The organism is Neptunomonas antarctica, assembly GCF_001305295.1.
Lineage (GTDB): Bacteria > Pseudomonadota > Gammaproteobacteria > Pseudomonadales > Balneatricaceae > Neptunomonas > Neptunomonas antarctica.
The window spans coordinates 171,021-192,715 of sequence record NZ_LJSI01000015.1; the positions used below are offsets into that span (position 1 = coordinate 171,021).

At 46.9% G+C, this 21,695-nt stretch carries 20 protein-coding genes and 2 tRNA genes; 13 read left to right on the plus strand and 9 right to left on the minus strand.

All coding sequences use genetic code 11. The annotated features are described in order from the left end of the window. Positions 1 to 112 precede the first annotated feature (112 nt). The 3 genes from znuA (at position 113) to Nant_RS01105 (ending at position 1,421) form a co-directional block, all read left to right on the plus strand. Positions 113 to 1,057 carry a zinc ABC transporter substrate-binding protein ZnuA gene (gene znuA, locus Nant_RS01095; RefSeq protein ID WP_054339791.1) on the plus strand — a complete coding sequence of 315 codons (945 nt, stop codon included), beginning with the start codon at positions 113 to 115 and terminating at the stop codon, positions 1,055 to 1,057. An 88-nt stretch (positions 1,058 to 1,145) separates the two neighbouring features. Next, a tRNA-Leu gene (locus Nant_RS01100) sits at positions 1,146 to 1,232 on the plus strand. A 102-nt stretch (positions 1,233 to 1,334) separates the two neighbouring features. Then, positions 1,335 to 1,421: transfer RNA gene (locus Nant_RS01105), tRNA-Leu, on the plus strand. A 154-nt stretch (positions 1,422 to 1,575) separates the two neighbouring features. Here the strand turns inward: Nant_RS01105 and Nant_RS21780 are convergent. The 5 genes from Nant_RS21780 to Nant_RS01125 all read right to left on the minus strand — a co-directional run bounded on the left by Nant_RS21780 (position 1,576) and on the right by Nant_RS01125 (position 8,493). Next, positions 1,576 to 1,704 (minus strand): hypothetical protein, encoded by a 129-nt coding sequence (locus Nant_RS21780; protein WP_274378309.1) that lies wholly within the window; start codon positions 1,702 to 1,704, stop codon positions 1,576 to 1,578. Between the two features lie 104 nt (positions 1,705 to 1,808). Beyond that, positions 1,809 to 3,599 (minus strand): two-component system response regulator, encoded by a 1,791-nt coding sequence (locus Nant_RS01110; RefSeq protein ID WP_054339792.1) that lies wholly within the window; start codon positions 3,597 to 3,599, stop codon positions 1,809 to 1,811. Positions 3,600 to 3,627: 28 nt separating this feature from the next. Then, complete coding sequence (locus Nant_RS01115; protein ID WP_054339793.1) at positions 3,628 to 4,050, minus strand: response regulator; 423 nt, start codon at positions 4,048 to 4,050, stop codon at positions 3,628 to 3,630. A gap of 39 nt (positions 4,051 to 4,089) precedes the next feature. Then, entirely contained in the window at positions 4,090 to 6,624 is a 2,535-nt protein-coding gene (locus Nant_RS01120; protein ID WP_082400001.1) for a CHASE domain-containing protein, read from the minus strand. Between the two features lie 201 nt (positions 6,625 to 6,825). After that, on the minus strand, positions 6,826 to 8,493 hold the full coding sequence (locus Nant_RS01125; protein WP_054339795.1) for an aminotransferase class V-fold PLP-dependent enzyme: 1,668 nt from the start codon (positions 8,491 to 8,493) through the stop codon (positions 6,826 to 6,828). Positions 8,494 to 8,680: 187 nt separating this feature from the next. Between Nant_RS01125 and Nant_RS01130 the strand changes: the two genes are divergently transcribed. The 8 genes from Nant_RS01130 to Nant_RS01160 all read left to right on the plus strand — a co-directional run bounded on the left by Nant_RS01130 (position 8,681) and on the right by Nant_RS01160 (position 15,076). Next, the gene (locus Nant_RS01130; protein ID WP_054339796.1) at positions 8,681 to 9,166 is read left to right on the plus strand and encodes an Lrp/AsnC family transcriptional regulator; all 486 of its coding nucleotides are present in this window, start codon (positions 8,681 to 8,683) and stop codon (positions 9,164 to 9,166) included. Positions 9,167 to 9,355: 189 nt separating this feature from the next. Continuing rightward, positions 9,356 to 9,427: a pyrroloquinoline quinone precursor peptide PqqA gene (gene pqqA, locus Nant_RS20915; protein ID WP_076495920.1), complete on the plus strand. Its 72-nt coding sequence runs from the start codon at positions 9,356 to 9,358 to the stop codon at positions 9,425 to 9,427. Positions 9,428 to 9,548: 121 nt separating this feature from the next. After that, the gene (gene pqqB, locus Nant_RS01135) at positions 9,549 to 10,481 is read left to right on the plus strand and encodes a pyrroloquinoline quinone biosynthesis protein PqqB (protein WP_054339797.1); all 933 of its coding nucleotides are present in this window, start codon (positions 9,549 to 9,551) and stop codon (positions 10,479 to 10,481) included. 8 nt (positions 10,482 to 10,489) lie between these two features. Continuing rightward, positions 10,490 to 11,263, plus strand: a complete 774-nt coding sequence (pqqC, locus tag Nant_RS01140) for a pyrroloquinoline-quinone synthase PqqC (RefSeq protein WP_076495879.1) — start codon at positions 10,490 to 10,492, stop codon at positions 11,261 to 11,263. Continuing rightward, a complete protein-coding gene (gene pqqD / locus Nant_RS01145; protein ID WP_054339798.1) occupies positions 11,260 to 11,535 on the plus strand; it encodes a pyrroloquinoline quinone biosynthesis peptide chaperone PqqD in 276 nt (91 codons plus the stop codon). The genes pqqC and pqqD overlap by 4 nt, the downstream gene beginning before the upstream one ends. After that, on the plus strand, positions 11,532 to 12,701 hold the full coding sequence (gene pqqE / locus Nant_RS01150; RefSeq protein WP_054339799.1) for a pyrroloquinoline quinone biosynthesis protein PqqE: 1,170 nt from the start codon (positions 11,532 to 11,534) through the stop codon (positions 12,699 to 12,701). The genes pqqD and pqqE overlap by 4 nt, the downstream gene beginning before the upstream one ends. Next, positions 12,682 to 14,625: an alpha/beta hydrolase family protein gene (locus Nant_RS01155; protein ID WP_162224915.1), complete on the plus strand. Its 1,944-nt coding sequence runs from the start codon at positions 12,682 to 12,684 to the stop codon at positions 14,623 to 14,625. The genes pqqE and Nant_RS01155 overlap by 20 nt, the downstream gene beginning before the upstream one ends. Before the next feature lie 73 nt (positions 14,626 to 14,698). Continuing rightward, positions 14,699 to 15,076: a PH domain-containing protein gene (locus Nant_RS01160; RefSeq protein WP_054339801.1), complete on the plus strand. Its 378-nt coding sequence runs from the start codon at positions 14,699 to 14,701 to the stop codon at positions 15,074 to 15,076. 72 nt (positions 15,077 to 15,148) lie between these two features. On the opposite strand, the gene Nant_RS01165 is transcribed toward Nant_RS01160, so the two are convergent. Further along, entirely contained in the window at positions 15,149 to 16,408 is a 1,260-nt protein-coding gene (locus Nant_RS01165; RefSeq protein ID WP_238377037.1) for a peptidoglycan DD-metalloendopeptidase family protein, read from the minus strand. A gap of 160 nt (positions 16,409 to 16,568) precedes the next feature. On the opposite strand from Nant_RS01165, the gene Nant_RS01170 reads away from it, so the two are divergent. Both Nant_RS01170 and Nant_RS01175 read left to right on the plus strand, forming a co-directional pair. Continuing rightward, positions 16,569 to 17,174 carry a gamma-glutamylcyclotransferase family protein gene (locus tag Nant_RS01170; RefSeq protein WP_054339802.1) on the plus strand — a complete coding sequence of 202 codons (606 nt, stop codon included), beginning with the start codon at positions 16,569 to 16,571 and terminating at the stop codon, positions 17,172 to 17,174. Between the two features lie 334 nt (positions 17,175 to 17,508). Then, positions 17,509 to 18,465 carry a DUF808 domain-containing protein gene (locus Nant_RS01175; protein ID WP_054339803.1) on the plus strand — a complete coding sequence of 319 codons (957 nt, stop codon included), beginning with the start codon at positions 17,509 to 17,511 and terminating at the stop codon, positions 18,463 to 18,465. A 218-nt stretch (positions 18,466 to 18,683) separates the two neighbouring features. Here the strand turns inward: Nant_RS01175 and Nant_RS01180 are convergent, their stop codons facing one another. From Nant_RS01180 to Nant_RS01190, 3 genes are read right to left on the minus strand one after another with little or no spacing between them, the layout of a single operon-like run. Continuing rightward, on the minus strand, positions 18,684 to 18,977 hold the full coding sequence (locus Nant_RS01180; RefSeq protein ID WP_054339804.1) for a hypothetical protein: 294 nt from the start codon (positions 18,975 to 18,977) through the stop codon (positions 18,684 to 18,686). A gap of 17 nt (positions 18,978 to 18,994) precedes the next feature. After that, positions 18,995 to 20,122: a DMT family transporter gene (locus Nant_RS01185; protein WP_054339805.1), complete on the minus strand. Its 1,128-nt coding sequence runs from the start codon at positions 20,120 to 20,122 to the stop codon at positions 18,995 to 18,997. Further along, entirely contained in the window at positions 20,119 to 21,489 is a 1,371-nt protein-coding gene (locus tag Nant_RS01190; protein ID WP_054339806.1) for an NAD(P)-binding domain-containing protein, read from the minus strand. The genes Nant_RS01185 and Nant_RS01190 overlap by 4 nt, the downstream gene beginning before the upstream one ends. Between the last annotated feature and the right edge of the window lie 206 nt (positions 21,490 to 21,695).

The window sequence follows — 21,695 nt, forward strand, 5'->3', positions numbered from 1 at the left end:
AAATAAAAAGTCATAGATAATAGGTCATAATCAGCAAGTCTGGATTTTGTTATGTTGTAACAATTGCTTTAGTTTGTTACATTATAACATCAATTAACCATGGATGAAGAGCATGCGCCGACAAAGTTTACTATTGGCTTTATTATTTATAGTGTCTTTACCCGTTTCTGCTGCCTCAGAGTTAAAAGTACTGACCAGTATTACGCCGATACAGTTGATTGCAAGTGAAATTCTGGCAGGCGTGACGCAGCCCGATGTGTTATTGCCTCCAGGCGCATCACCCCATCAATATTCATTACGTCCGTCGGATGTGCGCAAAATACAGCAAGCTGATCTTATCTTTTGGGTCGGGCCGGAGCTGGAGCGCTTCCTGGCAAAATCATTAGGGCAAACCGATGCAACCGTGATCGCGTTGATGGATGAGGAGGCGCACTCAGATGAGGAGGCACATCCAGATGAGGAGGCACATCCAGATGAGGAGACGCATCCAGATGAGGAGACGCATCCAGATGAGGCTGGCGACCATGACCACGACCACGGTGGTGCAGATCCGCATATATGGCTTGATCCTCTGCATGCGTTGGAAGTTGCAGAGGTCATTCATGAGGCCGCGGTAAAAGCTGCACCAGCACAGAAAGCGCAGCTTGATAGTAATTATGCTGAGTTTTCATCGGCACTGCTGGCGCTTGATAAGCAGTTGATGCTTGAGCTGTCGCCGTTAGCTACGCGTGGCTTTGTGGTTTTTCATGATGCCTATCATGGTTTCGTTGCACATTATAATTTGTTACAGCTGGATGCTATTACTATCAATCCCTCTAGAAAGGCCGGTGCGAAGCACTTAGCAGAGTTGCGCGAGGCCGTTATCCAGAGTAAAGCAGTCTGTATTTTCAGTGAGCCGCAATTTAGTTCAGCGGTGTTGCAGGCGGTTACGTCGGGATCGACCATCCATACTGCCGAACTGGATCCGCTGGGGCAAAGTATCACGCCAGGCAAAGGTGCTTATCTTGCATTCCTGACTGATTTCGCCGCTGTGTTTGAGGGCTGTTTGAAGGATTAAAGATTATACGGGAGGCTATATTTTTCAATATGGACGAAAACGGCTTCCCAAACCTAAAGGCGGTCTATATAATACCGCCGACTTTCGAGCAGATGTGGTGGAATTGGTAGACACGCTAGCTTCAGGTGCTAGTGCCTTCACGGGCGTGGGAGTTCGAGTCTCCCCATCTGCACCAAATCCTGTTTCTTCAGGCTTGGTGCTGAAAGCGAAAATATCAGAGCTTACACTCTTTAAATGTATGTTTGATTTCAAATATTGATGTCAAAGTAAGACCGATGCAGATGTGGTGGAATTGGTAGACACGCTAGCTTCAGGTGCTAGTGCCCTCACGGGCGTGGGAGTTCGAGTCTCCCCATCTGCACCAATCGGTTATTCCTTTTTTCCTGCTTTATCTTGCTTCTTGTGTTTCTTCTATCTGTATCTCATAGGTGTGAATTGCTGGTAACGGATCAGCGAGTGCCTGATTCCCGCCGAATAATCTATGCTCTCTTTCACGGAAAAAGACACAAATTTACTCATCAATTCATTAAAATAATGACTTGTATGATGACGGGCAGAATAGCGATAACTAAGCCTCCTAATACCATCAAGATAGAAGGAATTACACCAATAGTCTCAACACCTTGTTCTTCATTTGTGTGTGTCATTGTCGTATCTCTCTGTATTTGTTTGCTTACAGGAGGTAATGCAATGTCGGTGCCAGATAGTATAAGTATTTTATCTCTATGATTTTAAAAGCATTAAAAATTTTTCAAATTATATGCTCTTTCTCTGATCGCAGTCCTCTGCCATTTTTAGTTTTATAAATGTCAAATGTGTCATTGTTGACGTAGCGTTGGTTTATATCCGAAGCAGATAGGCCCGGATCATAGTAAAACCCTTGTACTTTCGTGATTCCTAATGATTTGCACAACTGTTCATTCTCTTCTGTTTCAACGCCTTCCGCGACTATCACTAAATCCAATGTTTGTAGCATCTTTACAAGGCCGGTCATCAAAGTCACTTTTTTATCACGGTCATGTTTGCTCGGGTTGTGCTGCCCATTAGGAAGCATTGATTTATCAAGCTTCACGCAGCTCAGTGGGGTGTTGTGTAGATGCGAAATGGAGGAATAGCCAGTGCCGAAGTCATCCAGAGCCAAAGTGCATCCCAGCGCGATAATGTCATTTAAAAAAGCATGTGTTACATCGTTGATTTCCAGCAGTGTTGTTTCCGTTAGTTCGAATTCTATGAAACTCGGTGAGACATTATGTGTACGGCATAAGCGTTCTACGAGAGGGATAAATTCCTTATCGCGCAGCTGGGCACCTGATAAATTGATAGCCATTTTAAGTGGTTGGGTTAAGAGTGTGTTCCAGGCGGCTATTTGCTGAATGGCTTGGCTAACCACCCATCTGCCGATCTGGACTATCTGATGAGACTTTTCAGCAATAGGAATAAACTCAGCAGGTGAAATCAGCTCCGTGGGTGATTGCCAGCGGATTAATGCCTCAAAGCCTGTTAAAGACATGTCACTGGTATTGAATACTGGCTGATAGACTAAAAAGAACTCATTATTGACGATGGCTTTAGAGAGGTTATTTTCCAATGTGAGCCGACGTTGAGTCTGTTCATGCATTGTCTCTTCGAAAAAGCTGATAAGGCCCCGCCCTTCGCGCTTAGCTCGGTACATGGCAATATCGGCAAATTTCAATAATTCTTCTGCCGTTGCCTTTTTATCTTTCTGCCCAACAGAGATACCGATACTGATGGTTGTTTTAACTTCTTTTTCGTCAATGATGAACGGTGCGCGCATACTGAGCTGAATACGGTTGGCTATCCTTGCTACGTCAACGTGAGAGTGTTGATTCGTGAGTAGGATGGCAAACTCATCGCCACCGAGTCTGGCAAACAGCTCGGTGCCACGCAGTACATCTGTAATGCGCGCGCAAACACCTTTTAGTAACTCATCACCTGTATGGTGGCCAAGGGTATCGTTAATGAGTTTAAAGTTATCCACATCGAAAAGAATTATGGCCAGCCCTGACAAATCGCGCTGGTTGTTGTTTACTTCTGTTTTGAGCGTTACATCAAACAGGTATCGGTTCGCTAAATGAGTGAGTGAATCTTGCTCTGCTAATTTTTTAACGCGTTTAAAACTATCAAGGAGTTCTTGCTCTAGTGCGCCTTTTTTCTGCGCTTGCAATATGGTGCGTCTGAGCTTAGCGCCTGTAATTTCGTTTTTGAGCAAGAAGTCCTGCGCGCCGCATTCGATGCAATGCAGGGCAATATCCTCGTCTTCTGAATTACTCATCATCACAACGACTTCTGATTTACTGTTAAGGCGATGTTTGAGTTTGAGTTCAAGTAATAGCTCTACACCATTGCGCTGCGGTAGTCGGTAGTCCAGTAGAATTACATCAAAATACTGAGCATTACACATAGATAATGCAGTATCTACATCCATTGCTTCAGTGATACTGCAGTTGAATGATGATTTAAGTAAAGAGCGTCGGACGCTCTCTCTATCAACAATGTCGTCATCAACAATTAACACGCGCATTATTATTTCTCTCATTTTTTATTTTTATTTACGTGGGTAGATAGGCGATTTTCCAGTACCCATTTAATACGGCCACAACGTCTAATATGCCTTCGCCTGAACTCTCTTTGAGAAAGTATCCCGCAATTTGTTGGTGGTAGGCCTGCATCATTTCGTCTTCAGAGCGAGAGGTGGTGAGTACAAAGATGATGCTGTCTTCGAAGTCGGGCTCCTTTCGAACAGCCTCTATAAACTCTAAGCCATTCATGCGAGGCATTTGTAAATCGAGCAAGATAATGAAAGGTTTTTTTATGTCACCCTGTTGCAGCATTTCCAGTGCTTCCAACCCGTCTTTTGCGCGTACAATCGGGTTACCTATGCGCAATTTATTAAAGGCGCGCGAAATGCTCATGGCATCTACATCGTCGTCTTCAATTAAGAAGAGCGTTACTTCGCTAGGTTGTTTGTGCATGATGGTTATTTACCTGTAATGCCCGTTGATATTGAATGTTCATATTAAGTGTTGAGGTATAGGTAAGTAGGTGACGATAGTTGTCCCTTTAGTTTCTTCAGACTCAATCTGTAATGATCCTCCATAGCCCTCAATAATTTTTTTACATAACGCGAGCCCCATTCCGCTGCCTTCTACCTCGTCTCTGGGGCGAAGAGTCTGGAACATTTCGCATGCTTTCGCATGTAAATGTTGTGGGATGCCCGCGCCATCATCGATAACCCTGAGATAAAATCCGTCCGGGTTAGTATCAATACTGATGTTTATATGGCCCGTTTTATCCGGGTGGTGTTTAACGGCGTTACCGATCAGGTTTCTCAGCACTTGCTCAAGTGGTATTTTAGGCGCAATCACTGATATGTCGGGTGCGGTGCAGATGAAGCCTGTGGGAATATCCTGCAGGGTTGCTATATTTTTTGTTAGTTGCTGAATGTTAACGCGCTCGTACTCATGGCTAACCCGGCCAACCCGTGAAAATAATAAGAGATCATCGAGTAGTTTTGCCATTCGGCTGACACGGGATTTAAGTAAATCAAAATGTTCTTTTGATGCCTCAGGGATAACTTCGAGACAGTCTTCTTCAATCCAGCCTGCTAGTTTGCTGATGGCATTAAGCGGCGCTTTTAAGTCATGTGAGGCGACATAGGCAAACTGATCTAGCTCTTCGTTACTGCGTTCTAGTTCGAGATTTTGTGCGGAGAGTCTGAGAGATAAGCGCTTGGCTTCGTCGATGTTGATGATTTGAGCAACGATATAGCATACCTTTCCTATTTTATCTTTAACCGTAGAGGCTGAAAGTACACCCCAAACAAGAGCACCATCTTTACGTTTGTATTGTTTTTCCAGATGAATAGAGTTCACATGGCCTTGAATCATGTTGATTAAGTTGTCATTCGATGCGATGTGCGCATCTTCTGGCAATATATCAGTCACGGGCCGGCCTATTAATTCTTCAGGTGAGTAGCCTAACCATTCAGCTAGTGCCTTATTTATTTCAGTGAAGTGGCCTTGTGTATTCATCATTAAAAAGCCAGCTAACGATGCATGTACCGCCGCACTTAAAATGGCTTCTTTTTCTGCGATTTTCTGCTCATCTTTTTCTTTATCTGTCAGATCGTGGATAACACCGGTAAATATTTTAGAGCCTGCTTCATTACCTTCACTCACTTGTAAATAGATAGGGAAAACAGTGCGATCTTTTCGGAGTCCCTGAAGTAATCGTCGTTTGCCTATGACGCGTTTTTCTCCGTGGGTTAAGTAATCGTGTAAGTAACCATCATGTGCCGATTGGTGAGGCTCTGGCATCATACATCGAATGTTTTGTCCGACCAGTTCTTCTCGTGTGTAAAGGAATAGTTTTAGTGCGGCATTGTTAACCTCAAGAATTGTTCCCTTATCGGAGATGACAACTAAGCCATCAAGCATAGTATCAAACGCACTACTCATCCTGTTATAGGCTGATTCCAGATCCTGTTTGTTTTTTACGAGGTCTTGAGTGACAATTTCGGCATAGTCGATGACTTTGCGATGATTGAAAATCAGTACCATAAAGAACGCGAACAGTAATATGTTCAGAATAAGTCCGGAAAATAGGATAATCAGTGGTTGATAATTAGAAAACAGTGACTTGAAAATTTGGCTGCTTTGTATTTTAAATGTCCAGATTCTTCCATGGAGATCAATCTGGTAAGTTTCACTAAACAGTGGCATGGGGTCGAAATCGACTGAAGCGGTAGATAGCTCGTTGTACAACAGGTCGTCGCCATCTTTGATCGAAAAGTTTACCAGACGATTTTCATTCGCCAACGCTCCGTCCATTAAATTTTTCATAATAAAAGGCGCGTAGACTATGCCTATGAATTCTTTTTGCTTTTGTTCTAAGGTTTCGGGGACTCTGTCGCTGGAATAGAAGGGCACATATAAGAGAAATCCAGGTGTTTTCTTTGAATCCTGGACCAGCACAATGGGCCCGGTGATCTGTGTTGTGCCCGAGTCTCTGGCCCGTAACGCAGCAGTGAGTCTATTGGCTTCATGCGCTATATCTAAACCGATCGCTTTAAGATTGCTCTTTTCGGGTTCTATGTAAGTAATAGGCCAGAATTCATTGTTGTTATGCGCAGGGTGTATTTTGAAATAGGGACGGTCTTTCTGTTGGCTCTCCACGAATGGTGCGACTTGATCCGCGGCTATATTGTATATGACCCCGATACCGTTAACCCCGGGGTACTTTGACTCAGTTCTTAATGCCCCCGCGTATGTTTTCCACGTGGCTGCTGTGAGCTCATTATTCAAAAGGTTGATAGTGGCGGCGCTATTTTTCAATGTGTCTTCATAATGACGGATACGCTCTTCAATCAACTCAATCAGATGATTCGCCTGAAACGAATACTGGAGGTCCATCTTTTGTTGGCTTTGTTGTGATGTTACATACCAGCCGCTTAAAGTGAGCAGAGTTGATGAGCAGAGAACAAGCCAGTGGGTCCAGTTAAACCGGGAAAGGATGGCATAAAATGAGTAATTTGCAGTGAATATCATAAGGTAAGGGTTCCGCGTACCTTGTCGGTATGGGTTATGTGGCTTGTGTGGATATCCCTTTCCATTCTCTCTTTATAATTTAGCTCATATATAAGAAATAGCTATTTTGGGGCTAATATTTTCCGGCAAGTATTTAGAACCCAGATGAATACCTCTTTCAGGGAGCTGCCGTTATAGCCCGAAAAACAGTGTTAACCAACGTTATGATTGCGGTAGCGCAAACCAGCGTAATTTTTCGGCTGCTTCAGGCAGTATCAGTTCGTATTTGAATCCTTCTCTGTTGTCTCTGCGTATTTCCTCTTCTGCGTATGCCATATAGTCAGGCAAGTTTACCGTTAACGGGGGGGGCGTCGTGTCTGGAATCGCGTTAACCGAATTAAAATCTAATGTGCCCAGACTTGAGTCTGGAAAGATCTTTTTATCCTGATAGCGCCACACGCCACTCACTTTATCGAAATGGTAAAAAGGTAAAAGTTTCCAGCCATATTCTGCGACCAGTTCGATTGCACGCACAATGTAGTCAAAGCTTGTCTCATCAATAAAATAGTTAAAATTCAAGCGTGTCCAGCCAGGTCTCATTACCATGAGGCCTTCCAGTAATTGTGCTTCGAGGGCTTTGCTATAGGCCATATCCATGCCTAGCAGGCTATGCCCGTATGGGCCAGCGCAGGAGCAGCCACCACGGGCCTGAATGCCAAAAAGATCATTCAGCAACGCAACTACAAATCCATAATGAAGATCTTTATCGCTACCCTTGTGTTTGATTCGCAATGAGATAATAGAAAGACGTGGGGCGTTAAGATTGCCCAGAATCTCGATGTTGTCGCAATCGGACCAACGCTTCAGCGCTCTTTGAACGAATGTGGTTTCGCGGCGTTCAATTTCATCGGTGCCGACGGCTTGCTGTAATTTGAATACCAGACCTGCGCGAATGGATTCGATGATGGCCGGTGTGCCGCCTTCTTCGCGGCGCTCAGTATCGGCAATATAGCGGTGGTCTGTTGGTGTTACATAGAGCACCGTGCCGCCGCCGGGTACGGCGGGTACGCGGTTGTGTATGACGCGTTGATTAACAACCAGGATTCCCGGGGTCCCCGGTCCGCCAATAAACTTGTGCGGAGAGATAAATACGGCGTCTTTGCTGTTGTTCGTTGTCGGGTTTTCGCTGCCTCGCATATCGATACCCACATAGGGGGCTGCTGCGGCGTAGTCCCAAAAAGAAAAAGTGTTGTAGCGCTGCAGTAATTCTGAGACTGCATCTACATCTGTTTTTAATCCCGTCACATTAGAGGCGGCGGAGAAACTGCCTATTTTGGTTGTTCTGTCCTTGTATGCCAGTAACTGAGTTTCGAGAGCTTTCAGGTCTAATATTCCTTCACTATTTAACGGAATAACGACGAGTTCAGCTATGCTCTCTCTCCAGGGCAGCTCGTTAGAGTGATGCTCATAGGGGCCGATGAAAACCACAGGACGCTCGTGGTCCGGGATCTGTTGCTGTAGCTGGTAGCGCTCATTCAGGTCGCTGGGCAGGCGAATATTCAGAATGTCGATTAATTTGTTGATGGCAGCCGTTGCACCTGATCCGCAGAAAATCACGCTGTCTTCTTGGCGGGCATTCACTGCACGACGGATTTCCTGACGTGCTTCTTCCCGTAGTTTGCTGGTTTGAGCGCCCGTATAGGACGTTTCGGTATGTGTATTAGCGTAAAAAGGCAGCACATGCTGGCGGATATAGTTTTCGATAAACCCCAGAGACCGGCCTGAAGCTGTGTAGTCAGCATAGACCAGTGGCTTCTGGCCGAACGGCGTTTCTATTAACTGGTTGTCGCCGATGACCGATGCTCGAATGCTCTCTACCAATGTGCTCATCTTATTATTTCCTCGCTCATGTGAAGCTAAATAATAGAGAAAATAGCGTTGAACAATGTCTCTTATTGCATCAGTAAAATTATAATAATCGAATTAATGTTTCACTTTTCAAGAAATAGTGGAACGATGAGTCATTTAATTTATTTTGAAGAGAACGACATTAATTTTTTATGGTAGGAGTGCTGATATGGCTAAGCCGATGTTGAATAATTATGACCGGGCAATTCTTGAACTGCTGCAGCGGGACGCTTCTCTTTCAATAGGTGATATTGCAGAGCGTGTTGGGATTTCTAAGTCGGCGTGCTGGCGGAGAATCCAAAAACTTGAGCAGGATAATGTGATTTATGAGCGTGTCACGTTACTTAATCAGGCGCAGGTGAATCTGCCTCTGACCGTCTATATATCGATTCGTACCAATCAACATAATGATCAATGGGCGGAGCAGTTCAAGCGGGTAATAGAGGATATTCCTCTGGTGCTCGAAGTTTACCGCATGAGTGGCGATTTAGATTACCTGATTAAGGCTGTTGTTACGGATATGCCCGGGTACGATAAGCTCTATAAAAGTTTTCTCAAAGCAGATCTGTTTGATGTCAGTTCCAGTTTTGTCATGGAAACAATGAAACACACAACACAGCTGCCGTTGGAATACAGTAAAAAATCCGCAGAGTGAGCACTTATAAAAGTGCGATTAGTTGTCATTTGCATGCGACCAAAACAGGTGGTTTTTCGTTCCAAAGTACCATATAGGTCTCTGTTAACCTCTCCTATTATTAAAGGAGTCTTCGGACATTTTTGAATAACAACTCTGAATAACAACTCTGAATAACAACTATGAATAACAACAAGAGAGGTACTTATCATGTGGACTAAGCCAGCTTATCTGGATCTGCGTATCGGCTTCGAAGTAACAATGTACTTCGCAAACCGTTAAGCGTTATGGCACTCTGGATACAGAGCGCCTGAACCAGCGCCGGGTTCATGCTCACCGGTGCTGTGTTTAAGCATTATTTTATAATAATAACGATTACACACTTCTGAGCCATGAGTCTTTTATGAAAATACAGGTGTTAGGTTCTGCCGCCGGTGGCGGTTTCCCGCAATGGAATTGTAATTGCAGTAATTGTAAGGGATTTCGCGATGGCACTATCAATGCCAAAGCACGTACACAGTCTTCAATTGCCGTCAGTATCAATGGTATTGATTGGATTCTTTTCAATACGTCTCCGGATATACGCGAGCAACTAGCAGCGTTTGCGCCGATGCAGCCTGCCAGAACTATTCGTGATACCGGTATTGCTGCCATTGTTTATATGGATAGTCAGATTGACCATACCACGGGTTTATTGATGTTGCGTGAAGGGTGTCCGCATCAGGTATGGTGTACCGATATGGTTTATCAGGATCTGACCACGGGATTCCCTGTGTTTACGATGCTGAAACATTGGAATGGCGGCATTGAGCGTCACACTATTCCCGTCGGTAGCGATAACAATGCACAAGGTAGCAGCTTTGTGGTGCCGCAGGTGCCTGAACTTAAGTTAACCGCTATTCCCTTGCGTAGCAGTGCGCCACCTTATTCGCCAAACCGAAATAATCCGCATCCCGGAGACAATATCGGTATTCTCATAGAAGATACACGTAGCGGAAAAACCCTGTTCTATGCGCCGGGCCTCGGCAAAATTGAACCACACCTTAACCCTTTAATGTCCAATGCTGATTGTTTACTCGTGGACGGCACCTTGTGGCGCGAAGATGAGATGATAACCGCGGGGGTTGGTGATAAGTTAGGCGTGACGATGGGGCATCTGCCGCAGTCTGGTGAGGGTGGCATGATTGAGTATCTGGACACGCTGACAAAACCGCGCAAGGTACTTATCCACATCAATAATACTAACCCGATTCTGGATGAAGACTCTGCCGAGCGTAAAGAAGTTGAAGCGCACGGTATTGAGATCTCCTATGACGGTATGAGTATCGAATTGTAGGTGTTTATATGAGCCAGCAGACGGCTAAAATTGATACATTACCTATGACACGTAAAGAATTCGAAACGGCCTTACGTGCCAAGGGGAATTTTTACCATACACAGCATCCCTACCATGTGGCTATGTATGAAGGCCGCTGCACACCTGAGCAGATTCGTGGCTGGGTGGCGAATCGATTTTATTATCAAATTAGTATTCCAATAAAAGATGCAGCGATTATGGCGAACTGTCCGGATCGTGATGCGCGGCGTCAGTGGGTGCAACGGATACTGGATCATGATGGCTATGAAGGGTCAGAAGGCGGTATTGAAGCCTGGTTGCGCTTAGGTGAATCGGTTGGTCTGACGCGTGAAGAAATCATATCAGAAGAGCATGTTTTGCCGGGTGTGCGCTTTGCAGTGGATGCTTATATTAATTTTGCCCGTCGCGCTAACTGGAAAGAAGCAGCCAGCTCCTCGCTAACCGAGATGTTTGCGCCGACGATTCACCAGAATCGTCTCGATACCTGGCCGACGCACTATCCATGGATTAACGCCGATGGCTATCAGTATTTCCGTAACCGCTTAACCGAAGCGCGCCGTGATGTTGAGCATGGTTTGACCATTACCTTAGATCACTACACTACCCGTGAGCAGCAAGAGCGGATGTTGGAAATCTTGCAGTTTAAGCTGGATATTCTCTGGAGTATGCTGGATTCCATGACGATGGCTTACGAGCTGAACCGGCCTCCGTATCATACGGTAACTGACCAGCGCGTATATCATCGGGGGCTATCCGTATGAGTAATCTGGAGATGATCCCGGAATTGGAAAAAATGTTCCGATTCCAGTGGGAAGAAGCACAGCAATGTTATGTGCTGCTATACCCTGAGGGGATGGTGAAGCTGAATGGCCCGGCGGGTGAGATTTTATCGCAGGTTGATGGGCAGCGGAGTTTGGCGCAAATCATTGAACTGTTAGTCATAAAATATCCAGAGGCGGAAGATCTGGATAAAGATGTATTAGCGTTTATTGACGATGCTTTGCAGCAACATTGGATTCGGGGTGCAGTATGAGCGGAGTTTGTCAGGGGAAACCCTCGTCATTACCAACATCACCTTCGTCATCACCGACGCATGGGCAGCCGTTGTGGTTATTAGCTGAGCTGACCTATAAATGTCCGTTGCAGTGTCCATATTGCTCAAACCCTAAAGACTTTGCCGATTTTAGCGAAGAGCTGACCACACAAGAGTGGATTAAGGTCTTTGAAGAAGGACGTAAGCTGGGCGCAGTACAGTTGGGATTCTCCGGTGGCGAGCCATTAGTCAGACAGGATTTAGGTGAACTGATTAAGGCGGCACGTGATTTAGGCTATTACACCAATTTGATTACCTCTGGTGTTGGCCTTAACGAGCATAAAGTGGCGGAGTTTCGTGAGGCCGGCCTGGATCATATTCAGGTGAGCTTTCAGGCCAGTGATGAAACCGTTAATAATATGCTGGCTGGTTCTAAAAAGGCTTTTCAGCAAAAATTGAAGATGGCCCGTGAAGTTAAAGCTCAGGGTTATCCTATGGTGCTTAACTTTGTCACGCATAGACACAATATTGATCAAATTGACCGTATTATCGAGCTGTGTGTCGAGTTAGAAGCGGATTATGTTGAACTGGCCACCTGCCAATATTATGGCTGGGCGTATGAAAATCGCCAACAGCTAATGCCGACGCGCGCGCAGTTAGAGCGTGCCGAACGTATCACCAATGAATATCGCGTTAAGTTGGCGGCAGCGGGAAATCCGATCAAGCTGATATTCGTCACTCCGGATTACTACGAAGAGCGCCCAAAAGGCTGTATGAACGGCTGGGGGCAGGTGTTCCTGACGGTTACACCCGATGGGCAAGCTTTGCCTTGCCACAGCGCCAGAATGCTACCGATGGAGTTTCCGAATGTGCGCGAGCATAGCCTCGATCATATCTGGAACGACTCTTTTGGTTTCAATCACTTCCGGGGCTACGAATGGATGAAGGAGCCGTGTCTTTCCTGTGATGAAAAAGAGAAAGACTTTGGTGGTTGCCGTTGTCAGGCGTTTATGATGACAGGCGATGCGCATAATACCGATCCTGTGTGCAGTAAATCGCCGAATCACGATATGATTCTGCAAGCGCGTGAAGAGGCTGAAACGCCTGCTGCAGAGCCTTTTCTGTACCGTAATGAGCGCAACTCACGTGTCTTCTGTAAAGGTTAATAGGCCACCCACGGCGCTCTCGGCGGAACAGGCGGTCGCCGGACTTAAAGATTATGGCCAGCTTACCTGTGATGCTGACGGCGTTTTGTTCTGGGTGGAGTATCGTCCTGAAGAAGCCGGTCGTAACTGCCTGATGCGCTATGCCAATGGTGTCGGGCAAAACCTCACACCGCCGGAATTTGATGTGCGCAGCCGGGTGCATGAGTACGGTGGTTTGAGCTGGTGCCTGATTGACCAGCAGAGCTGGGTTTTTGTCAACAAGCAGGATCAACAGCTCTATCGCCAGACATTAGCCGCGAATGCGCCAGAGCAGCTAACATTCCGGCCGGAATCTCGTTTTGGTGAACCGCACTATGACGCTCTGCATCATCGTATTATCATGATCGAAGAAATACATTCTGACAAGAATGTTTCGAATCGACTGGTTTTCATGTGCTTGTCCAGCGGCTTGATAACAGTACTGCATGAAGGGCAGGACTTTTATAGTTCAATAGCGCTTTCGGTCGATGGGTTACAGTGTCTTTTTATTAGTTGGGATCACCCTAATCAGCCATGGATAGCGACACAGTTACATCATTGTTGTTTTGACAAACCTGGTCAGGTAATTAGCTCTAAGGTAATAAGTTCGCAGGTATTAGCGGGTTCCGACTTGAAGGAGTCAATCCTGCAGCCTTCATTTGATGCAGACGGAAAAATATGGGCGATTACTGATCAATCTGGCTGGTGGAATCTTTGTTGTTACGATACGGATAAACAAGCATTACTGCCTTATTGGTCTGTTGAGGCCGATTGCACCACAGCGCCCTGGCAGTTTGGTGGTTATCATTATGTATTCACGCAAGACAGCGTCACTGTCATGCGGCTGGAACAGGCCTCTGCTGCATTAATACAATTACGTAGGGGCGAGGTGATTCGTCAGCTAGGAAGTGATTACCATCAGTTCAGAGCGATAACCGCGTGGCAGAATAAAGTCTATGCCGTGGTTAATTCGGTAAGTCGATTGCCACACGTCGTGGAAATAGATCACATTAGCGGTGAAATTCGCGAATTATCCGGATCCGAGCTTAACTCTGATAACCCCTCGGCCAACGAACCTTCTTTATCTACAAGCCAACTCTCGCTTCCACAGCATGTCAGTTTTTCTGTAGATAGCGGCGAAGCGTTCGGTTTTTTTTACCCCCCGCTTATAACGTCATCGGATTCTTCTCCCGAGAATGATGCATCGCAAGCGCTACCTTTACTGCCACCCGTGGTGCTGTTTTTCCACGGCGGCCCAACCGCCTGTACTTATCCGGTACTTAATCCCCGTATCCAGTACTGGACACAGCGCGGGTTTGCCGTGATGGATCTTAATTATCGGGGTAGCAGTGGTTACGGCAGAGCGTATCGGTTGTTACTGCATAAACGCTGGGGCATTACCGATGTTGAAGACGCCGAAGCGGCGGTTCGGTATTTATCCGACAGAGGCCTGATTAATGCCCGGCAGGCATTTGTGCGGGGTAGCAGTGCCGGAGGTTTTACCGCATTAGCCGCGTTGGCATTCTCCGACTGTTTCAGCGGTGGGGCTAGTTTATATGGCGTAACTGATCCGTTAGCACTGGCCACAGCCACTCACAAATTTGAATCTCATTATATGGACTGGTTAATAGGCTCGCCGGCAACGCAGCAAAAGACTTATCAGGCGCGTTCACCCCTGCATCACGTAAAGCAAATTCAGGTGCCGGTTATTTTCTTTCAGGGCGAACTAGATGCTGTAGTAGTGCCAGAACAGACGCGCTCAATGGTAGCGGCGCTTCAGCAGCAGCACACGTCTGTTGAGGCGCATTATTATGTAGAAGAAGGGCATGGATTTCGTTCTGCGGCGAATCTCGCCGATGCACTGGAAAAAGAGTATCACTTCTATCAACGCGTTATCAGCAGCTGATTGCCGGGCCATAATGCATCCTTAAAAGATATCCCTTATTATCCATAGACAGTCATTCGCATAGGCAGGATATATGATAGATTTTAAAAACTCATCGGTTTTCAAATTAAAGCCAATAGACTCAGATAACGTGAGAGAGGATTTTCATAAATTCATGATAGAGGGGGAGTCTATTTTTGCAGCGTTTAAAAGTATTAGAGACCAGGTTGTTTTTACAAATAAAAGAATCATTACTGCCAATGTACAAGGCATTACTGGTTCGAAAGTGGATTACACTTCCTTGCCCTATAGTAAGATTCAGGCTTTTTCAGTTGAGTCATCCGGTACGTTGGATTTGGATTGTGAAATAGAGATTTATTTAAGTGAATTAGGGATGGCTAGATTTGAAATAAAGGGATCTTTCGACCTCATACAGTTTAATCAATATATCAGCCAACATGTACTCGCCTGAGTATTATCTAACGCGAGTTTTCTATTGCCACATATTTTGGCCAACGGTTAGGAAATCCGAACCCCTTAGTTGCTAGCCCATTTTTTTGCGTTGTTTAGCGACCAGTTGTTTAAAGGCAATACGATCTTTACCTTCTATTTCCGTCATGATTGGGATATCAGCACGCATCGCGTTGACCGCGCGGTTATTGATATGCAACTCATAGTGAAGATGTGCGCCGGTGGAGCGACCTGAATTACCTGATAGCGCAATTTTTTGCCCGCGTGACACCGTTTGTCCTTTGTGGACATAGGCTTTTTTGAGATGCAGATAACGGGTTTTGTATTTCTGCCCATGCTTGATTTTTATATAGAGACCGGCATAAGGATGCTTTATTACGTCAATAACGACACCATCGCCCGTCGCTAATACCGGCGTACCAATGGGTGCCGCAAAGTCGGTGCCATTGTGGGGTCGGATCCGATGTGTGATCGGATGGCGGCGATTAGGGTTAAAGTTCGATGTGATACGCAATTTTCTGGCGAGGGGGTAGCGTGAAAAGGCACGTTCAAGGCCAATGCCTTCTGTATCGTAGTAGCTGTCTTTGTACAAAAAAGCGGTTATCTCGCGTTTCTTATTGACCAGACGAATACCGTCAAGGCGTGTTTCGCCTGTTTCTACACCATCAACCAGCTGTTTTGAGCGTACTATCTGAAAAGTATCACCGAGACGGAAGCCGCGATTAAAATTAATTTTTTCCTTAAGCAGTGATGATATTTCCATAATATCGCCGGCGTCTAGCCCTGCATGCGCCGCTGAGTTATAAAAACTACCTTTGACATCCCCGGCGAGCACTTCCTGCGTCCAGGTGCCGGGGAGTATCAGTTGTTTGTATTCAAAACCTCCGGTATCCACATGTTGGTAAATAACTTTTTGAGCAAGATTGAACTCAATTTCGAGCTTATCCAGCTGCTGTGTTTGCGGATTTAACCAAAAACGTAATTTATTACCTGGTTTTAACGTATCTAATGCGAGCAGTGTCTGATCGGTTTCCAGAATTTCATACATAGTAGATTGTGGGATACGTAGCAGGTCAAAAATATTACTGAGCGTGTTCCCGCCTGCGATGGTATAAGCGTAATTTGCAGGGTATTTGCTGCTCGCTTTGAATTCTTGCTCGTCAATATTGCTTTCTGCCATGGTCAGCTTCGGCAGTGTCAATGTTTGAGGTGCGTTGCTTCTGCCCAGAAATATCACCAGTAAAACTAACAGGGTCAAAATCAGAGAAAGAAGCTTATGAAATGAAGGTAAACGGGACCAGGCAAGATCCGCATACATGAGTACTTGGCGCATATGACAATAAAACCATACAGAAAATGAGTATAAGGTGTCTAAAGTAGCGGATTACGCTGAGGAAGCCAAGTATGATTGTATTTATGCAGGGGTTTCTTCTACGGCAGACAGGCTGTAAGGAGTCTGGAGTAGGCGCGTAGGTGGAAATAAAGGGGGTTGAATGAGTAAGCTGGATAGACATTTCATTTTTGGGTACGGTAGTTTAATTAATAGCCTGAGTCGTGCGGTAACAGGCGAGTCGGGTAAGGTATTGGCGGTTAGAATTTGTGGCTATGAAAGGTCATGGTCGGTGATGTCTGTTGACTTTGGCATGAGCTCAGTCGCTGTGGTACAGAGAGAAGGGGCTTATTGTAATGGTGTGTTGGTTGAAGTACCCGAAAGTGAGATTCCTCATTTTGACCGACGCGAGCAAGGATATCAGCGTTCTTTAATTGAGCGGCATCAGATAGAAACGTATCAGGAAATTGATTTACCCGAAGGTACGTTATGGATCTATCATGCGCATGAAATTGTACCGCCAACACAAGCATGTCCTATTGCCCTGAGTTATGCCGACGTCATTCTGGCAGGCTGTATCGAACATGGTCATGACTTTGCTGCCGAGTTTATAGCACTGACAAAAGGCTGGGAGTGTCCGGCACTCAATGATAGGGATGCTCCTCGCTATCCGCGTGTGCAGCCAGAGTTATCCACGCCAGTCCTCAATGTACTTATGGCGAGTGTCATCAATTTATCAGACGATCAGTTATTAGCGTCTTATGATTAATCTTAAGTCGTTTATTCATAGCTTGTATTAACCAATACACTCGCGCTAATTACTACTTAAGTATAGCCACCAGAGTAGTAAGACATTTACGCTTTTGCAGTAGTTTTCCGATGTATAAAAAGTAGCATAATAGGCACGTTGTTTGTTACCGCACACGTTTTTATTTCTGTGCATTCTGGTATGTATCACCATCATTACTGTTTTCCGACATCCTTTTTTTGCCCGCACTTGTGCGGGTTTTTTTATGGGTGCAATATTATTGCAGTAAAACATTTAGCATAAGAATCCGTTATGCTTCTCACCTGTATTGATTACTTTATTCAGGAAATAAAAAATGGCCGGATCCAGCCTGTTAGTCTTAATTGATGATATAGCGACGCTGCTAGATGACGTGGCGTTGATGACCAAAGTGGCTGCCAAAAAGACGGCGGGTGTATTGGGCGACGATCTTGCACTGAATGCAGAGCAGGTATCCGGCGTAAAGGCTGATCGTGAGTTACCGGTCGTCTGGGCGGTGGCGAAAGGTTCCCTGCTGAATAAAGTCATTCTGGTGCCGGGCGCATTAGCGATTAGTTATTTTCTGCCGTGGCTGATAGTTCCAATGTTAATGCTGGGCGGGCTGTTTCTGTGTTACGAGGGTTTTGAGAAAGTCGCTCATAAGTACCTGCACAGCGCTGATGAAGATAAAGTGCATCATGCTGAACTAGCAGCAGCAGTAGATAATGCTAATGTAGATATGGTGGCGTTCGAAGAAAAGAAAATCAAAGGCGCTATTCGTACCGATTTTATTTTGTCTGCAGAGATTATTGTTATCACGCTGGGGACCGTGGCAGGGGCCCCATTACTGACGCAGCTTATCGTACTCATTGGTATCGCATTAGTCGTTACTGTCGGTGTTTATGGCATTGTGGCCGGAATAGTGAGGCTGGATGATCTGGGCTTATATTTAATGCGGAAAAAGGGTGGGGGTAGTTGGGTTAAATTTCAGCGTAGCGTTGGCCGTAATATTTTGATCGCAGCTCCGTATTTGATGAAAGGCCTGGCAGTTGTGGGTACCGTCGCCATGTTTCTGGTGGGTGGCGGCATCATCTCGCACGGTATTCCGGTATTGCATCATTTGATTGAAGGGGCTGAAAGTAAGGTTGAAATGTTACCTGCTGTGGGTTCTATTATGGGGGCACTAACGCCTACGTTATTGAATTTTGGGATTGGCTTACTGGCTGGCGCCTTAGTGTTGGCGGTGGTAACGCTGGGACAAAAAATAGTGAGTAAAAAGACACCTCTTTCTTGATCAAAACCGGCGCTGGCACGTCCGGAAGGACGGCCAGTGCCCGCTGTTTAGAGGTGTTGTTTAGATGTGTTATTTAGAGTTTGGTTACGAAGGTACGTGCCTGGTATAGGGCAAAACTACTAAGCACGATAATGACGGCAACGGCGAGCATATCAGCCCCCGGAAAACCCCAAAAATCAGACATAATATCTCCTTTTTTAGTTAGGTAGCACCGGCTATCAGGCCAGTGCAGTGTCGCGCATGCGTTGCCGACCGAAGTCGTTAAGCCTGAACTTGAACAATATCCGGCCTGCGCCAAAATACGCCCGGTCGTCGAGTTGCTCTTCAACGCTCTCTATGATGCCGCTGGAGAACAAATCGGCCAGAGTAACGCGGGTATTGCCGCGCCAGTAGGCACCGCTAAGACCGTATTCGCGCATCACAGCGTCGCTGATTTGCCAGTCCCAGATGCCGACATGCTGCTGATCATTGATCAGCTGGAGAATGCGGCCCTTCATATGCAGTTTCTTCATGGGGTGTGCTCCAATGATTACGAGTTGACCGCAGTAGCGGTGGCGGTCGTCGTTTTGGTATCGGTCGATACGGCACGCACGACCTCTAACACTTCGTCACTTTCCGTGAACATGACAAACCCGCCTGTAACAAACAGGAACAAACCTGCTAAGAAGTTCCACTCGGGAAATTCGAGAGTGAACGCGGCGAGGAATATCACGGCAAAAAGCCCGTACAATGCAGCAATCGCTTGCCCTCGGCCGACGCCTATCAGTGGGAACGACTTGTACCAGGAGACATAGCAGAAGGCGAAGGTGACGCCTGCCAGCATCAGCCAGCCGATGGCCGCCCAGTTAAATGTGGCAATGACCAGTTCCACGACCGGTTGGTCGGTGAAGATGAAGATTGCGGGTAAAATAAGCAAAACCCAATACAGGACTTCGGCCGTGAATCGCACCGTAATACCCACATCCGGATCGGCCACATCTAGCCCGCGTCCCGCGATTGCGCCCTCTACACCCCAGCCAATGGCCGCCATTGCGCCGCCCAGATAGCCAAGCCAGCCGGCTTCTCCGGTGCCGGTGATCTCAGCAATAATACCGGGTGCATATACCGTTACTCCCCCAGCAAGGATGATGAAGATACCCACCGCTGCACGCCGGGTAATCTTTTCCTGATACCAGAGTCTGGCTAAGGTGGCACCGATGATGGGATACATCAACGCTGAAATGGCCGCGAAGGCCCCGCCTATGTAGCCTATCGCCAGATACGAGCCAAAGATGGCCATCGGGCCGCCAAATATGGCACCGATGAAGAACCACTTGGATATATGACGCATCTGCCTGATGGTGCGGACGTATTCGCCCAATTTTCCCAATACCCCATTCCAGACAAACAGAAAGAACAGTACGGTAATGGCGTTGAAAGTGGTTAGCACGGCAGCTGCCAGTAGAAACTCGGCATTGGTATCGAAGCTCAGATTAACATAGGGAGCTTCATACCAAACGGCGGATCCTGGCACATACCAGGCACCCCAGAGCACGGCGGCCCATAAGGCCCACATAAAGCCCCAGCGTATGCTGCTGGCGGTAAAGCGTGATCGCGCCTGGCTAAGTTTAGGATTTAGACTAGGGTTCAGGCTTGGGCTCAGGGTCGATTGACTCATGCAGACTCCTTTGCCGTCTCTGATTGGTCTTCTTTGAGGAAGGCTTCCAGAGAATCATCCATCGCATCCATCCATGGCGTATGATGCACGGGCGCCAGAGTACCGGTCAGTGTTGAGCGGTAGCTCTTGTTGCGATAGCCGAGAATGTCCGCTTCTTTGTCGTGTTCCCACTGCTTGAAAATTTCGGCGACACGGGTCACATCGAAAGCGGGGTAGTCGGTAGGCTCAATCAAATCGAGTATGTAAGCTGCCTGAAAGTCGATCTCTTCGGTGGGATCGGCGAGCTTCAGCTCGCGGGCGACCCATTCACGGCTATCGGCCAGCATGGCTTCGTTTGACGGTAGTGTGATGCGACCGAGCATCACATCACGGGCATACCATGCCTGGGCGTCGAACATGTTAAAGGTGTAGTACTGATCCTGCATGCCAAGGAATATCAGCTTCGGATTGGCCAGGGAAATGATGCCTTTGTACAGACCTTCCGGATACATACGGTTGTGCGTGGTCAGCGTCATTTCGTTGGGCAAAAACGGGAAGTGATGCTGATATCCGGTACACAGAATGATCGCGTCAACCTCTTTGCTGGTGCCATCCTTGAAGTGCGCCGTCTTGCCGGTCACGCCGGTGAGCAAGGGCACTTCGCTGAATGACTCAGGCCAGTCGAAGCCCATGGGGCTGGAGCGATAGCTGAAGGTGACCGATTTGGCGCCGTATTTGTGGCACTGGGTGCCGATATCTTCCGCCGAGTAACTACTGCCGATCAGCAGCAGATCCTTACCCTGGAACTCGCAAGCGTCACGGAAATCATGGGCGTGTAGCACACGACCTGGAAACTGTTCCAGACCTTCGAAATAGGGAGCATTGGGAGTCGAAAAGTGTCCGGTAGCGACAATCACATGATCGAATTCTTCGGTACTCAGTTCGTCCTTTTTGAGGTCTCGCACTGTGACCGCAAATTTGTCGGTGGCTTCGTCATGGGCAACCCAGTGCACGGCTGTGTTAAAACGGATGTACTGGCGCATATTGCTCTTGGCGACGCGTCCCATGATGTAGTCGCGTAACACGGCGCGCGGAGGGTAGGACGGGATAGGACGACCAAAGTGTTCCTCGAAGCTATAATCCGCTAACTCCAGGCACTCTTTTGGGCCGTTTGACCATAGGTAACGATACATGCTGCCGTGGACGGGTTCGCCATAGGCATCCAGGCCGGTGCGCCATGTGTAGTTCCACATACCGCCCCAGTCGCTCTGCTTTTCATAGCAGACGATCTCGGGAATCTCAGCGCCAGCGTCGCGGGCTGCTTCAAAAGCACGTAGTTGGGCCAGACCGCTCGGGCCAGCGCCTAAAATGGCAACTCTAAAACTCATAATGACTCCTGTTTACAGGGGTTGTATCGTGCGTCAGGCGAAAGCGGCCCGAACGACGATTAAAAGCGGAAAAACGCTCAGCTCGAACCGGCAACGGTCCAGCTATGAGGTTCCGCGGTGAGATGCACCAAATTCGGGTAAACCGATGGCACAATATAATGAAGACGCATCTGTGGGGAGAAACAGAAAGCCGAGGGCGGGCAGGC